This window comes from Streptomyces sp. HB132, assembly GCF_016909575.1.
GTDB lineage: Bacteria > Actinomycetota > Actinomycetes > Streptomycetales > Streptomycetaceae > Streptomyces.
Genome location: NZ_JAFBGA010000004.1, coordinates 393,639 through 407,731 on the forward strand (window position 1 = coordinate 393,639; position 14,093 = coordinate 407,731).

At 69.1% G+C, this 14,093-nt stretch carries 13 protein-coding genes and 2 tRNA genes; 10 read left to right on the top strand and 5 right to left on the bottom strand.

The features are described from left to right. The first annotated feature begins 62 nt into the window (after window positions 1-62). On the top strand, window positions 63-884 hold the full coding sequence (locus tag JOC24_RS12640) for an Fpg/Nei family DNA glycosylase (RefSeq protein ID WP_205020317.1): 822 nt from the start codon (window positions 63-65) through the stop codon (window positions 882-884). A gap of 18 nt (window positions 885-902) precedes the next feature. Here JOC24_RS12640 and JOC24_RS12645 read toward each other — a convergent pair whose 3' ends face one another. Continuing rightward, the gene (locus JOC24_RS12645) at window positions 903-2,135 is read right to left on the bottom strand and encodes a GNAT family N-acetyltransferase (protein WP_205020318.1); all 1,233 of its coding nucleotides are present in this window, start codon (window positions 2,133-2,135) and stop codon (window positions 903-905) included. A 105-nt stretch (window positions 2,136-2,240) separates the two neighbouring features. Here JOC24_RS12645 and JOC24_RS12650 point away from each other — a divergent pair, with 105 nt between their 5' ends. Continuing rightward, complete coding sequence (locus tag JOC24_RS12650) at window positions 2,241-3,386, top strand: PP2C family protein-serine/threonine phosphatase (protein ID WP_205020319.1); 1,146 nt, start codon at window positions 2,241-2,243, stop codon at window positions 3,384-3,386. Between the two features lie 267 nt (window positions 3,387-3,653). Here JOC24_RS12650 and JOC24_RS12655 read toward each other — a convergent pair whose 3' ends face one another. Beyond that, window positions 3,654-4,832 (bottom strand): cation:proton antiporter, encoded by a 1,179-nt coding sequence (locus tag JOC24_RS12655; RefSeq protein ID WP_205020320.1) that lies wholly within the window; start codon window positions 4,830-4,832, stop codon window positions 3,654-3,656. Between the two features lie 151 nt (window positions 4,833-4,983). On the opposite strand from JOC24_RS12655, the gene JOC24_RS12660 reads away from it, so the two are divergent. Continuing rightward, window positions 4,984-5,484 (top strand): HD domain-containing protein, encoded by a 501-nt coding sequence (locus JOC24_RS12660; protein WP_205020321.1) that lies wholly within the window; start codon window positions 4,984-4,986, stop codon window positions 5,482-5,484. A gap of 48 nt (window positions 5,485-5,532) precedes the next feature. On the opposite strand, the gene JOC24_RS12665 is transcribed toward JOC24_RS12660, so the two are convergent. Continuing rightward, window positions 5,533-6,696: an acyltransferase family protein gene (locus JOC24_RS12665; protein ID WP_205020322.1), complete on the bottom strand. Its 1,164-nt coding sequence runs from the start codon at window positions 6,694-6,696 to the stop codon at window positions 5,533-5,535. A 490-nt stretch (window positions 6,697-7,186) separates the two neighbouring features. Between JOC24_RS12665 and JOC24_RS12670 the strand changes: the two genes are divergently transcribed. Both JOC24_RS12670 and JOC24_RS12675 read left to right on the top strand, forming a co-directional pair. Then, complete coding sequence (locus tag JOC24_RS12670) at window positions 7,187-7,381, top strand: hypothetical protein (RefSeq protein ID WP_205020323.1); 195 nt, start codon at window positions 7,187-7,189, stop codon at window positions 7,379-7,381. 190 nt (window positions 7,382-7,571) lie between these two features. Further along, complete coding sequence (locus JOC24_RS12675; protein ID WP_205020324.1) at window positions 7,572-7,925, top strand: DUF1330 domain-containing protein; 354 nt, start codon at window positions 7,572-7,574, stop codon at window positions 7,923-7,925. A gap of 82 nt (window positions 7,926-8,007) precedes the next feature. Here JOC24_RS12675 and JOC24_RS12680 read toward each other — a convergent pair. After that, window positions 8,008-8,081 (bottom strand) — tRNA-Gly (locus JOC24_RS12680). A gap of 168 nt (window positions 8,082-8,249) precedes the next feature. Here JOC24_RS12680 and JOC24_RS12685 point away from each other — a divergent pair. The 5 genes from JOC24_RS12685 (at window position 8,250) to clpX (ending at window position 12,981) form a co-directional block, all read left to right on the top strand. Continuing rightward, a tRNA-Pro gene (locus JOC24_RS12685) sits at window positions 8,250-8,326 on the top strand. Between the two features lie 150 nt (window positions 8,327-8,476). After that, a complete protein-coding gene (gene tig, locus JOC24_RS12690) occupies window positions 8,477-9,883 on the top strand; it encodes a trigger factor (protein ID WP_205020325.1) in 1,407 nt (468 codons plus the stop codon). Window positions 9,884-10,169: 286 nt separating this feature from the next. Further along, window positions 10,170-10,775 carry an ATP-dependent Clp protease proteolytic subunit gene (locus JOC24_RS12695; RefSeq protein WP_031091967.1) on the top strand — a complete coding sequence of 202 codons (606 nt, stop codon included), beginning with the start codon at window positions 10,170-10,172 and terminating at the stop codon, window positions 10,773-10,775. Between the two features lie 67 nt (window positions 10,776-10,842). Beyond that, the gene (locus tag JOC24_RS12700) at window positions 10,843-11,526 is read left to right on the top strand and encodes an ATP-dependent Clp protease proteolytic subunit (protein WP_031091966.1); all 684 of its coding nucleotides are present in this window, start codon (window positions 10,843-10,845) and stop codon (window positions 11,524-11,526) included. Window positions 11,527-11,682: 156 nt separating this feature from the next. Next, entirely contained in the window at window positions 11,683-12,981 is a 1,299-nt protein-coding gene (gene clpX, locus JOC24_RS12705; protein ID WP_205020326.1) for an ATP-dependent Clp protease ATP-binding subunit ClpX, read from the top strand. Between the two features lie 66 nt (window positions 12,982-13,047). Here the strand turns inward: clpX and JOC24_RS12710 are convergent, their stop codons facing one another. Further along, window positions 13,048-14,043: a hypothetical protein gene (locus tag JOC24_RS12710; protein WP_205020467.1), complete on the bottom strand. Its 996-nt coding sequence runs from the start codon at window positions 14,041-14,043 to the stop codon at window positions 13,048-13,050. Window positions 14,044-14,093 lie beyond the last annotated feature (50 nt).

Genomic DNA, 14,093 nt, shown 5'->3' on the forward strand with positions numbered 1-14,093 from the left:
CCGCCTCCCTTGTGCCGCCGGGCCACACCCGGCGGCACAAGCGCGTTACCAGGAGACACGCCGTGCCCGAGGGGCATACGATCCACCGCCTCGCCGCCGACCACCACGAGCGGTTCACAGGCGGCCCGGTGCGGGTGAGCAGCCCCCAGGGCAAGTTCTCCGACGGTGCGGCACTGCTGGACGGGCGCACCTTCACCGGGGGCGACGCCCACGGGAAGCACCTCTTCCTGGGCTTCGAGGGATCGGTCTGGGTCCATGTCCACCTCGGCCTCTTCGGCAAGCTCGGCTTCGGAGCGACTCCGGCGCCGCCGCCCACCGGCACGGTCCGGCTGCGCCTGCTCAACGACGCCCACCACGCGGACCTGCGCGGCCCCACCACCTGCGCCCTGATCACGGGCCCCGAGAAGCGCGCGATACACGACAGGCTCGGTCCGGACCCGCTGCGCTCCGGCGAGGACGGTGAGCGGGCCTGGCAGCGGATCTCCCGCAGCCGTGTCACGGTCGCCGCCCTGCTGATGGACCAGAAGGTCGTCGCGGGAGTCGGCAACGTCTACCGCGCCGAGGTCCTCTTCCGGCACGGCATCGACCCGTACCGCGTGGGCAAGGACCTCACCCGGGGCGAGTGGGACGCCGTCTGGGCCGACCTCGGCGTCCTGATGCGTGAGGGCGTCCGTAACAACCGCATCGACACCGTCCGCCCCGAGCACCTGCCCGAGGCGATGGGCCGGCCCCCGCGGGTCGACGACCACGGCGGCGAGGTGTACGTCTACCGCCGGGCCCGGCAGGGCTGCCACATCTGCGGCACCGAGGTGCGCACGGCGGACCTGGCAGCGCGCAACCTCTTCTGGTGCCCGGGCTGCCAGCCGCCCGCCCCCGGACGCTGAGGGCCGTCCCGGACAGCTTCAGAAGCCGTGCGGGCACCACGGCCGGACATCCGTGGAGAACGCCAGGGACGCCTCGCCCAGCGCGCCCGCCCGCAGTTCCCGCACCAGTCCGGCCGCCGCCAGCGCCGTCAGCGACACCCCGCCCAGATAGGCGGCCCCCAACTCGTTCACGGACAGCGCCAGTTCCGGCGCGTCGTCCGTGCGCCGGCAGGTGGCCGAGCCCTTCGCGTCGACGGTCAGACGCCAACGACCCGCGTTCCACGGGCAGAAATCGTCCTCCACCCGCAGCACCACGTCGACCGGGGCACGGTAGCTCCGGGCCTCCAGCGCCGCACCCAGCTCGACCAGCCGCACGTACACCCCGTCCCTGACGCGGACCTCGCAGCGCCGTACGTCGGAGACCAGCCGGAGCACCGCGTCGTCCACCGGCCGGTTGTGGCACTCGACCACCGAGGTCAGGTCGATCCCGAACAGGAAGCGCCACAGTGCCGCGTACGAGGCGGGATCCAATGCCGCCAGGTCGCGCACCGCCACCACTCCCTCGGGCACGGCACCGTCCCAGCCGGGCCGCAGATGGAACGTGACGTACCCCGTGACCTCACCGTTCCGCTCCGCGAGGACGCACTGGAGCGGCGAGCCGCCGCTCCGGGCGCTCTCCGGGTCGTTCACGGGCACCCGCTCCCATCCGGGCTGCCGCACCGGGGTGCCGGGCCGGGCCGGTGCCACGCGCGCGTAGACGGCCTCGCAGGCGTCGAGCGCCTCCTCCGGGGACGACCGGCGCACCCGGACCTCCTCCGTGCCCGGCGGCAGGGCGAGCCGGACCCGGGAGCTGTCGATCCGCAGGCTCGTCTCGTCCGTCGCCGCTCCGTAGCCGAACCGGCCGTAGATACCGGGCTCCGAAGCCGTCAGCACGGCGAGCGGTTCACCCCAGGACCGGACGTCGTCCAGCTGGCGCCGCATCATCGACGTCAGCAGCCCCTGCCTGCGGTGCGTCGAGGCCACGCTCACCATCGTGATGCCCGCGGCCGGCACCGCGGCCCCGCCGGGAACGGTCATCCGGAAGCTGTACGCACCGGCCGTCCCCACGCATTCGGCACCGTCCCAGTGTCCCAGCGCGCGTCCCGGCTCGGCCAGCGCGGCGTACATCTCGCGGGTCTCCGGGGAGATGGGAACGCCGCCGAACGCCAACTCGATACAGCCGAGCCAGGCATCCCATTCCGTGGCCGACAATACGTGCAAATCCGTGTCCATGGGCCCTGCTTATCAGGGTCGCGGCGCCCGGGGCGACCTGGTTTCGAACACATTGACACCGGGTCCCCCTGCACCGGAGGCCGCCGGGTGGATAAGGTCCCGACAATGGCCCGTCGCAGAGGAGCAGACACCTACCCCGCCCGGTGGCGAAGATCGGCCCACCGGGCGCGCATCGCGCTGCGCAGGTCCGGCGTCGACTACTTCCGCGGCGACGGCTCCGACTGGATAGCCCTGGTCGGTCTGCTGATCGTCATTCCGGTGATCACCTGCACCACGCTGCTGAACCCGGTCTGGTCCTCACCGACCGCCCTGGCGCTGCCGATCGTCGCGGGCGGTCTGCTGCTGAGACCGGCCAGCCTGCTGAGTCTGTACGCGACTGCGGCCGCCGCCCTGATCGTGGAGTCGATCGCCCTCGGCCCCTACACCGAGGGGCCTGCCCGGGTCACACCGGGAACCGTCCTGGTCGTCGCGGCCTGCGGCTTCTTCGGCCTGGTCCTCGCCCAGTTCCGGGCCAGGGTCGGAGTGCCGTGGCGACGCGGCGGCACGATGCTCTTCGACCTGCGCGAGCGGATCCGGGTCCAGAGCGCGCTGCCGCGGCTGCCCGACGGCTGGCACCGCGAGATGGCGCTGCGCCCGGCGGGCGGCCAGTCCTTCTCCGGCGACTTCGTCGTCGCCGCCCGGACCAACGGCGGACGCACCCTGGAGGTCGTGCTCACCGATGTCTCGGGCAAGGGCATGGACGCGGGTTCCCGTGCCCTGCTGCTGTCCGGCGCCTTCGGCGGACTCCTGGGCTCCCTGCCGCCGCACGGCTTCCTCCCCGCGGCCAACGGCTATCTGCTGCGCCAGGACTGGGACGAGGGCTTCGCCACCTCGATCCATCTGGTCCTGGACCTGGACTCCGGTGACTACGAGATCCTCTCGGCAGGTCATCCCCCCGCGCTCCAACTGCACTCAGGCAGCGGCCGGTGGGAGGAGATGGCCGCCGAGGGCCCCCTGCTCGGGGTCTACGACGGAGCGGAGTTCGACGCGGTGAAGGGCTCGCTGGCACCCGGTGACGTCCTGATGCTCTTCACGGACGGTCTGGTGGAGGCGTCCGACCGGGACATCGCCGAGGGCATCGACCGGCTGACCGGCGAGGCCGACCGCTACGTCGCGACGGGCTTCGAGGGCGCGGCCTGGCATCTGATCGAGGCCTGCGCCAAGGACGTCAACGACGACCGCGCACTGCTGCTGCTGTCCCGCCGTGGCTGAACCGTACGAAAACAGCTGAAACGGTAAGGGTGTCAACGAGAGCTCCCGGCCGTCACCCGAACGAGAGGTCATTCCCGGAGCGGCGCACCTCGGCGCGGCACTCCGATGCGGCACCTCGGCGTGGCATCCGGGTGCCACGCCCGGGGTGCCACATCCGGTGTGCGGGAACCGGGGTCGCGACTGCCCGGCCGGACACCGGGCACGGTGTCCGGGGCGCGTCATCCCGGGTGCGTGGACGCGGTCCCCCGCACCCGGGTCGTCCGCGCCTCAGACCGGTACCGCCTCTTTCTCGGCCTCCTGGTCCCGCGTTCGTCCACCGGGCAGGATCCGGGCGAGCCAGTGCGAGCGGCCGGCCGCCAGCGGGGACAGAACCGCGAGCAGGAGCACGTACCCGGCGATGAACGGGGAGAGCCGCTCGTCCAGGCCCGCTCCCGCAGCCATGGTGGCGAGGATCAGGGCGAACTCACCGCGCGCCAGCAGGGTGGTGGAGACGTTCGCAGTGGCCTTCGGGCCGAAGCCGTAGATCTTGGCCGTGGCCATCCCGGCGAAGACGTTCATCAGCACGGTCACCGCGACCGCCGCCAGCACAGGCCACAGCACGCTGGGCAGGTCGCCGGGGTTGATGGACAGCCCGAAGGCGAAGAAGAAGATCGCCCCGAACGCGTCCCGCAGGGGATGCACCAGCTTCAGGATGCGGGGGCCCGAGGTGGTGCTGCCCAGCATCAGGCCGACCATGAACGCGCCGATGGCGTCGGCGACCCCGAACCACTCCGAGACCCCGGCGACGAAGACGGCGACGCCGAGGAAGGAGATGACGAGAAGTTCGTCGTCCTTCGTGTTCATCAGCTTGCCGATGAGCTTCGTGCCGAACCGGGCCGCCAGGGCGAGCAGCAGCAGGAAGCCGAAGGCCTTGCCGCCGTCCACGACCGCCGCCCCGAGGCTGTCGGCACCGGACAGGATCGGCTGCAGCGCGGCCAGGTAGAGGGCGAGGAAGACGTCCTCGACGACGATGATGCCGAGGATCGGCCGCGTCTCCGGATTCCCGATCCGGCCGAGGTCCACCAGGACCTTCGTGACGATGGCCGACGACGAGATACCGAGCACGCCCGCGAGCACCAGGGCTTCCGAGGTGCCCCAGCCGAGCGCGAAGCCGAATCCGAGCCCCGCGCCGACGTTCAGGGCGAGATAGGTGCCGCCGGCGAGCGCCATCTTGCGCCCGCCGGTCTTCAGGTCGTCCAGATGGAATTCGAGGCCGAGGTAGAAGAGCAGCAGTACGAGACCGAGCGCGGAGAGCATCTCCAGGTCATGCGGGTCGTCGAGGAGGACGACCCCGGGGGTGTGCGGGCCGAGGAGGATCCCGGCGAGGATGAACAAGGGGATGGTCGGCAGTCCGATGCGGCCGCCCACACGGGCGAGGACGGCGGCGGCGAGGAACGCACCCCCCATGGCGATGAGCGTGTCTGCGTGTCCGATGAGCCTGTCTCCTTCTGTCGGTCAAGAGCGCGTCAAGGAATCGTCAGTAATTAGTTTACCGAACGATTCGGACTGCGTGTGTGGACCCTGTGAAGTGCCGTGGTGACCGGCGTACAGTCGGTCCATGCCGACGCCGTATCTGCCCCTGTCCCAGGTGGAGTTCATCGCCCGCGAAGCCCATCGCGGACAGACCGACAAGGCGGGCCGCCCGTACGCCGAGCATCTGGCGGCGGTGGCCGAGGGCGTACGGATCCGGGGCGGCGACGAGGAGCAGACGGCAGCCGCCTGGCTGCACGACGCGATCGAGGACGGCGCGCTGTCCCGGCAGTGGCTGGACGAGGCGCCGCTGTCCCGGCGGGTGAAGGAAATGGTCCTCGCCGTCACCAAGCGGGACGGCGAGGACCTCTTCGCGTACACCGGGCGGATTCTCGCCACGCCCGGCGCGCTGCTGATCAAGGAGTCGGATCTGGCGCACAACGCGGACCCGGACCGGCTCGCGGTACTGGAGCCGGCGACCCGTACCCGGCTGACCGAGAAGTATGCGCAGGTACGGGGCCTGCTGGGGCTCGACGGTGCCAAGGGCGCCGTCGAACGTCGGGATCAAGCCAACCCCGTGACGGACTGACGCGCGGTCAGGACCGGCCCCGCGGGAAGGGGGCCGATCCGGACAGGCTCAGCGCTTGACGGTGCTCCGGCGGAAGGCCCAGTTCATGTCCGGCTCGGTGGCGAACCGCAGCACGCGCCGGACCGGTGGTGTGCACAGCAGGGTCACCGCGGCGGCGGCGACGAGGGAGACGACGACCAGTCCCACGGGGCCCGAGAGCCACTCGTAGCGGTCGAACACGTCGTAGTAGTCGGCGCCCTTCACCAGGAAGCCGTGCAGCAGGTAGCCGCAGATCGTCCCGGCACCGAGGACCGTGAACCACATGTGACGGCGCGGCACCCAGGCGAGGAACGCGATCGTGAGCAGCATCGCGCAGCCGAACATCGCGAGGGTCATCACGGCGCCCGACCACCAGGGGGCGTCCATCTCCTGGGCGCTGTTGCTGCGGTAGAACCAGCCGAGCTGCATGCGCGGTGCGAGCCAGTAGGCGAAGACCAGGGCCCCGGCGAACAGCGGGAGGGACAGCAGTCGGACCTCGCGGCGCCGGACCAGCTGGAAGTGCTCGGGCTTCATCAGCAGGCCGAGCACGAAGAACGGCAGGAGCTGGCAGACGCGCTGCAGGTCCAGGTCGTCACCGATGCCCGGCGTCACCGACGCGAGCACGGCGATGGCCAGCGCGACGGGCAGCGGGTGGCGCAGGGACTGCCAGATCGGTGTGGTGACGCGCCAGATGAACAGGGCGATCAGGAACCAGGTGAGGAAGAACGGATCGAGCAGGGTGATGGAGGTGTCCTCCACGCCGCCGACGTACCGCTTGAAGAGCGAGTACGCCGTCTCGAAGAGCACGTAGGGCACCACGACGCTGGTGACGAGGCGCTTCACCTTGGACGGGCTCATGTCGAAAGACCGGGAGAAGTAGCCGGAGACCAGGATGAAAGCCGGCATGTGGAACGTGTACACGACCATGTACAGCGCTCGCGTCGCGCGGCTGCCGTCCATCACCGGCTCCCACGCGTGCGCCACGGCGACGAGCACGATCGCGAGGTACTTCACGTTGTCGAAGTACGCGTCACGACGCTTCGCCGGTGCGGGTGCCCCGGCACGGGCCGAAGTGGCCTCGGAGACGGGCGGGCGGACCTGGGGGGCCGTCAGGGTCTGCTGGTGTCTCGGCTCCGACTCCCGGCTCTCCGGGGTGATCGGGGCCCGCTGAAATTCGCTCGGAGCTTTGGACATCTCATGCACCTTAGACCCGTCAATCGGTATGCGTAAAACCCACAAGAGGTAACGCGTGTTCCCGGTCATTCGAAAGTAAAACCACCGACAACCGACCGTTACATGATGATTCATACCACTTAAATGGGGCATATCGTCGGCTGATTGAGGGGAGTGAATTTCGTCGCACGAACTCCGGCTGAATCGCTGTGGACGAACTGTGGGGATATGGAAAGGATCACGGTGGCCGATATTCGAACTGCCCTGCACACAGCGGGCTCACAGCTTTCCCGTACCGCCCCGCGCGGGCCCCTGACAGGCGCTGTGTGCGCCGGAACACGCCCGGGCGCACGCGGGCGCGAGGATGGCGCGATCCGGCCGCCCCTCTCCGTACCTCTCCATCACCTTGCAGCAGTCGCAGGGGAGTTGGTGGCACGATGGGCGCGACGGAGGTGTGCCGGCCGCATGCCACCGGGCCGGCAAGGCGGACCGACCAAGGGTGTGATCAGTCGTGGCCATTTCACTGTCTGTGGTGCTGATGCTGGGGATCGTCCTGGTGGTGTTGATCCGCGGCGGATCCATCAAGGGCGGGCCGGCGATCGTCGCCGTGCTCTTCGGCTTCTTCCTGGCATCGACCGGCATGGCGCCGTCGATCAACAGATTCATGAACTCGATAGCCGACACGATCAACCAGATCAGCTTCTGAGGTCACGCATCGTGGAGCCCGGCCCGGCGTGCGTCCGCCGGCCGGGCCTTCGGCATGGAGCGCGGGCGGGCCCAGTCCGCACCCGGTGCGGGTCGGCGCCCGGCGCCTCATTACCCGCAAGGTAATCGCCCCCGGTGCGCGGGCGTGCCACGCTCCTGGCACACGGAGCCCCGCTGACCGGAAGGACGTCATGCCCGCCTACGCCATAGCGCACCTGCAAGAGGCCGCCCCGCACCCGGACATCGCCGAGTACGTGGAGCGGCTCCCCGCCACCTTCGAGGCGCACGGCGGGCGCTACCTCGTCCACGTCACCCCGCACGAGGTGAAGGAGGGCAGTTGGCCCGGGCACGTGGTGATGATCGGCTTCCCCGGCATCGAGGAGGCGAGGGCCTGGTGGGACTCGCCGGCCTACCGGGAGATCGCACCACTGCGCTCGCGGCACATCGGGAGCGCCGTGATCCTGGTCGAGGGCGTTCCCGAGGGGTACGACCCGGCGGCCACGGCGAAGGCCATGCGTGCCGCCCTGGCCCAGGGCGGCGAATGATCACCGCGCCGCCCGGCCGCGGGCCGCGCACATGACTCGGGGCCGGGTCGGAGGGAAAACCTCCGACCCGGCCCCGAGTCGTTGGAGCGGGCGACGGGAATCGAACCCGCGTAGCTAGTTTGGAAGACTAGGGCTCTACCATTGAGCTACGCCCGCAAGCGCCGCACCACGAGTCCGGTGGACCGCGGTACGGGGAGCATCGTAGCGGGTCGGGAGAGGTGCGCGCACACCCGAGGTGGCGTGCCCCCGGGGCGGCCCGGGTGACGACGCGGGCAAAGCGGCCGACGCGGCGCTCCCGTGCATGTACCCTACGTGTCGCACCGACGGGGTGTGGCGCAGCTTGGTAGCGCGTCCGCTTTGGGAGCGGAAGGTCGTCGGTTCGAATCCGGCCACCCCGACCACCAGCAAGATCGCATTGTGGGAGTCCTCCTCCTTGCCGTTACTATGCAAATTGCGTGCCCGTGTGTCTGATGTACCGGGCTCGATCCGCGAAGCCGCCTCTCGGCGGCCCAGCAGAACCCCAAGAAGTCAGCCACCAAGGAGACCGAACCGTGAAGAGCGCCGTGGAGACCCTGAACCCGACCCGGGTTCGGCTCAGCATCGAGGTGCCCTTCGAGGAGCTCAAGGACAGCCTCGACGCGGCGTACAAGAAGATCAACCAGCAGGTCACGGTGAAGGGCTTCCGTAAGGGCAAGATCCCCAACCGCGTCATCGACCAGCGGTTCGGCCGTGGTGCTGTGCTGGAGGAGGCCGTCAACGACGCCCTTCCGAAGTTCTACACCGAGGCTGTCAACGAGGGTGAGCTCAACGTTCTGGGCCAGCCCGAGGTTGACATCACCGAGCTCAAGGACGGCGAACTGCTGGCCTTCACCGCCGAGGTGGATGTCCGTCCCGAGATCGAGATCCCGGACTACTCCGGCATCGAGGTCACCGTGGACGCACTCGAAGTCACCGACGAAGAAGTCGACAAGGCCGTGGAGCAGCTCCGCGAGCGCTTCGCCTCGACCAACCCGGTCGAGCGCGCCGCCGCCGAGGGCGACGTCGTGACGATCGACCTGGAGGCCAAGGTCGACGGAGAGGTCCTCGAGGACGGCGTGGCCGCGGGTGTCTCGTACACCATCGGTTCCGGTGAGCTCCTCGACGGCATCGACGAGGCCGTGACCGGCCTGGAGGCCGGTGGCGAGGCCACCTTCACCTCCGAGCTGAAGGGCGGCTCCGCCGAGGGCAAGGCAGCGGAGGTCACCGTCAAGGTCACCGCCGTCGCCTCCCGCGAACTGCCCGAGCTGGACGACGACTTCGCGCAGATGGCGAGCGAGTTCGACACGCTCGCCGAGCTCCGCGAGGACAGCCGCAAGCGCCTCGAGAACACCAAGCAGTACGACCAGGCCACCCAGGCCCAGGAGCGTGTCCTCGAGGAGCTGCTGAAGCTGGCCGAGGTCCCGATCCCCGAGAAGCTTCTCGCGGACGAGGTCCAGACCCGCAAGCACAACCTCGAGCACCACCAGCTCGGTCAGATGGGTCTCGACCTCGAGAAGTACCTCGAGATCCAGGGCAAGACCCTGGAGGAGTTCGAGAACGAGACCTCCGAGCAGGCCGTCAAGGGCATCAAGACCCAGTTCATCCTCGACGAGCTCGTCAACAAGGAGAAGCTGAACGTCAACCAGGAGGAGCTCACCGAGCACCTCATGCGGCGTGCGCAGTCCTCCGGCATGAGCCCCGACCAGTTCGCCCAGGCCGTCGTCGAAGGCGGCCAGGTGCCGATGCTCGTCGGCGAGGTCGCCCGCGGCAAGGCGCTCGCCGTCGTCGTCGAGGCCGCCAAGGTCGTCGACACCAACGGTGAGGTCGTCGACCTCGAGGACGACGAAGAGGCAGCCGAGGAGACCGCCGAGGCGGTCGAGGCGGCCGAGGGTGACACCGAGGCGGCCGACGAGAAGAAGGACGAGAAGAACGAGGCCTGAGCCCCGTTCCGATCGCTGATCTGATCCGCACGGCGGGCCCCGGACGAATCGCGTCCGGGGCCCGCCGTCGTATCGGCCCGCGCCCCGGCGGCACCCCCGGGAACCCTTGTGCGGACTGCTCACCTTGCGCTCCCAGCGAACAGTTGGGGAACCGGGATGGCGTTGTCCCACCTGCGCGTTAGGGTCCATGAAGAGGAAGGGTCGGGTAGTCCCGGCCCACCCGGTACGAAGACGCTGAGACGGCCGGAGCCGTCAGAGACGAGCAGGTGGATACGTGACGAATCTGATGCCCTACGCCGCCGGAGAGCCGTCCCTCGGTGGAGGCCTCGGTGACCAGGTCTACAGCCGACTGCTCGGCGAGCGCATCATCTTCCTCGGTCAGCAGGTCGACGATGACATCGCCAACAAGATCACCGCACAGCTCCTGCTCCTTGCCGCGGAACCCGACAAGGACATCTACCTCTACATCAACAGCCCCGGCGGCTCGGTGACGGCAGGCATGGCGGTCTACGACACCATGCAGTACATCCCGAACGACGTGGTCACCATCGGTATGGGCATGGCGGCCTCGATGGGCCAGTTCCTGCTCACCGGTGGCACGGCGGGCAAGCGCTTCGCGCTCCCGAACACCGACATCCTGATGCACCAGGGTTCGGCCGGCATCGGCGGTACCGCATCGGACATCAAGATCCAGGCGCAGTACCTGCTCCGTACGAAGACGCGGATGGCGGAGATCACCGCCCACCACTCCGGCCAGACCGTGGAGACGATCATCCGCGACGGCGACCGCGACCGCTGGTACACCGCCGAGGAGGCCAAGGACTACGGCCTCATCGACGAGATCATCTCGGTCGCGTCGGGCATCCCGGGCGGCGGCGGCACCGGCGCCTGATCCGGGCGTGCACCACCCCGCACCCTCTCGTACGCCGAGACCTCCAGCCCACAGATACGCCACCAGGATGGTGAACACCCACATGAACAACTTCTCCGGCGCCTCCGCGAGCGGCCTCTACACCGGCCCGCAGGTGGACAACCGCTACGTCGTCCCGCGCTTCGTGGAGCGCACCTCGCAGGGTGTGCGTGAGTACGACCCGTACGCGAAGCTCTTCGAGGAGCGCGTGATCTTCCTCGGCGTCCAGATCGACGACGCCTCGGCCAACGACGTCATGGCGCAGCTGCTGTGCCTGGAGTCGATGGACCCGGACCGCGACATCTCGATCTACATCAACAGCCCCGGCGGCTCGTTCACCGCGCTCACCGCGATCTACGACACGATGCAGTTCGTGAAGCCGGACATCCAGACGGTCTGCATGGGCCAGGCCGCCTCCGCCGCCGCCGTCCTGCTGGCCGCGGGCACCCCGGGCAAGCGCATGGCGCTCCCGCACGCCCGTGTCCTGATCCACCAGCCGTCCTCGCAGACGGGCCGCGAGCAGCTCTCCGACCTGGAGATCGCGGCGAACGAGATCCTGCGCATGCGCACCCAGCTCGAGGAGATGCTGGCCAAGCACTCCACCACCCCGCTGGAGAAGATCAGCGAGGACATCGAGCGCGACAAGATCCTTACCGCCGACGACGCACTCGCGTACGGTCTTGTGGACCAGATTGTGTCCACCCGTAAGACCACAGCCGGCGCGTCCGTCTGACGTCGGTCTTTCCCCTTGGCACATTCCACAAGCACGGCCGCGGCCGTGTGAACCGTGCCAAGGGGGGCCCGAACGGGGGGCCAGGCAAGGTACCGTCGGATAGAGGCACCAGGAGCCGCTGAACCAGGCTGCTCCCAGGCGAAGGGGAAGCACCTCGTGGCACGCATCGGTGATGGCGGCGACCTGCTCAAGTGCTCGTTCTGCGGAAAGAGCCAGAAGCAGGTGAAGAAGCTCATCGCGGGACCCGGTGTGTACATCTGCGACGAGTGCATCGATCTCTGCAACGAGATCATCGAGGAGGAGCTCGCCGAGACCTCCGAGGTGCGGTGGGAGGAACTCCCCAAACCGCGCGAGATCTACGAGTTCCTCGAGGGGTACGTCGTCGGGCAGGAGCCCGCGAAGAAGGCCCTCTCGGTCGCTGTGTACAACCACTACAAGCGGGTCCAGGCCGGGGAGAACGGCGGGGGATCGAATCGCGACGACGCGATCGAGCTCGCCAAGTCGAACATCCTGCTGCTGGGCCCCACGGGCTCCGGCAAGACGCTCCTCGCGCAGACGCTGGCCCGCATGCTCAACGTCCCGTTCGCCATCGCCGACGCGACGGCGCTGACGGAGGCCGGCTATGTCGGCGAGGACGTCGAGAACATCCTGCTGAAGCTGATCCAGGCCGCCGACTACGACGTCAAGAAGGCTGAGACCGGGATCATCTACATCGACGAGATCGACAAGGTCGCCCGCAAGAGCGAGAACCCGTCGATCACCCGCGATGTCTCCGGCGAGGGCGTCCAGCAGGCCCTGCTGAAGATCCTGGAGGGCACCACCGCCTCCGTACCGCCGCAGGGCGGCCGGAAGCACCCGCACCAGGAGTTCATCCAGATCGACACGACGAACGTCCTGTTCATCGTGGGCGGCGCCTTCTCGGGCCTGGAGAAGATCATCGAGTCGCGGGCCGGCGCCAAGGGCATCGGCTTCGGCGCGACGATCCGCTCCAAGCTGGAGATCCAGGCGAGCGACCAGTTCCAGGAGGTCATGCCGGAGGACCTGGTGAAGTTCGGGATGATCCCCGAGTTCATCGGCCGCCTCCCCGTGCTGACCTCGGTCCACAACCTGGACCGCGAGGCGTTGCTCCAGATCCTGATCGAGCCGCGCAACGCACTGGTGAAGCAGTACCAGCGCCTGTTCGAACTCGACGGTGTGGAGCTGGACTTCGAGCGCGAGGCGCTCGAGGCCATCGCCGACCAGGCGATCCTCCGCCAGACGGGCGCGCGCGGTCTGCGCGCCATCATGGAAGAGGTCCTCCAGTCCGTGATGTACGAGGTGCCGTCCCGCAAGGACGTCGCACGCGTGGTCATCACCCCGGACGTGGTCCGCAACAACGTCAACCCGACGCTGGTCCCGCGCGAGCCGCGCACGATCGGCAACAACGACGGTGGCCGCCACGAGAAGTCCGCGTAGCGGCTGACCCGCACACACGTCGAAGGGGCGCCCGGTGACCGGGCGCCCCTTCGACGTGTGTGCGGGTCAGATCTTGGTGCGTGAGGTGTTGTACAGCTTGGCCGCGAGGCCGGCCAACTCGTCCTGAGGCATGGACTTGTCGGCCAACATCGCGCCACGGTCGGCGCCCACGACGATGGCCAGTGTGCTGTGGTCGGCCCAGACGCAGACCGGTGTGACGATCTCCGCGGGCCCGTTCTCCGGAGTGCCGTCGGCAGCCTTGTTGGCCGCCTTGGCGGTCCGGCACTTCATGAGCGCACCTTCGAAGCCGTCGGGCTCGACGGTCTCGGCGTCACCGACGTAGGTGAAGCCCTCGCCCTGACCCGTCTGCTTGGGGTCGCTGAGAGCCAGGTCGACGGTCTTCGAGGGATCGCTCACCTCGCCCCAGTAGCCCGTGAACCCGAGCGCCTTCGACACCTCCTGGGCGTCACCGCTCAGGTACGAGGAGTTGACCCTGTTCGCGTCGTTGATCCCCAAGGCCTCGGCCTGGGTCTTCGTCGTGCCCGTCAGCGGGGTCGACTTCGCCGGCGTGGCCCTCTTGTACTCCTCCACCGAGGCGGCCGGCGTGAGCTTGTACCCCTTGGTGGAGTCGGCGACGTCGCCACCGCCACCGCCGCCGCCGGACGTCAGGAAGTAGATCCCTCCCACGACGACGGCCAGCGCCACCACGCCCACGCCGATGATCAGTCCCGTCTTCTTCTTCGGGACGCCCGGGGGCGGCGGGACCTGTCCGCCGTAGGGCTGCTGGCCGCCGTACGGGGGAGTGGGCGGCTGCTGGGCGTACGGACCCGGCTGCTGGCCCTGCGGGTAGCCGTAGCCCTGCGGGGGCTGCTGCTGCGGCGGGACGCCCTGCGGCGCCTGCTGCGGGTATCCGTAGCCGGGCGCGCCCTGCGGCGGTCCCTGAGGCGGCGGGCCGCCGTAGGGGCCCGGCTGCTGCCCGTACGGGCCGGGCTGCTGCCCGTACGGACCGGGCTGTCCCTGCGGCGGCTGCCCGCCGTACGGACCCGGCTGGTTGTAGCTCATGGCGCTCTTCCCCTTCGGAATGTTCATGCGTTCCGAACATCCTGACGGAA

Coding starts and splice junctions, on each gene's coding strand:
- JOC24_RS12695 (WP_031091967.1), top strand. CDS start 10,170: ATGCCCTACGCCGCCGGAGAGCCGTCCCTCGGTGGAGGCCTCGGTGAC.
- JOC24_RS12645 (WP_205020318.1), bottom strand. CDS start 2,135: ATGGACACGGATTTGCACGTATTGTCGGCCACGGAATGGGATGCCTGG.
- JOC24_RS12655 (WP_205020320.1), bottom strand. CDS start 4,832: ATGGGGGGTGCGTTCCTCGCCGCCGCCGTCCTCGCCCGTGTGGGCGGC.
- JOC24_RS12710 (WP_205020467.1), bottom strand. CDS start 14,043: ATGAGCTACAACCAGCCGGGTCCGTACGGCGGGCAGCCGCCGCAGGGA.
- JOC24_RS12650 (WP_205020319.1), top strand. CDS start 2,241: ATGGCCCGTCGCAGAGGAGCAGACACCTACCCCGCCCGGTGGCGAAGA.
- JOC24_RS12700 (WP_031091966.1), top strand. CDS start 10,843: ATGGTGAACACCCACATGAACAACTTCTCCGGCGCCTCCGCGAGCGGC.
- JOC24_RS12665 (WP_205020322.1), bottom strand. CDS start 6,696: ATGTCCAAAGCTCCGAGCGAATTTCAGCGGGCCCCGATCACCCCGGAG.
- JOC24_RS12660 (WP_205020321.1), top strand. CDS start 4,984: ATGCCGACGCCGTATCTGCCCCTGTCCCAGGTGGAGTTCATCGCCCGC.
- JOC24_RS12675 (WP_205020324.1), top strand. CDS start 7,572: ATGCCCGCCTACGCCATAGCGCACCTGCAAGAGGCCGCCCCGCACCCG.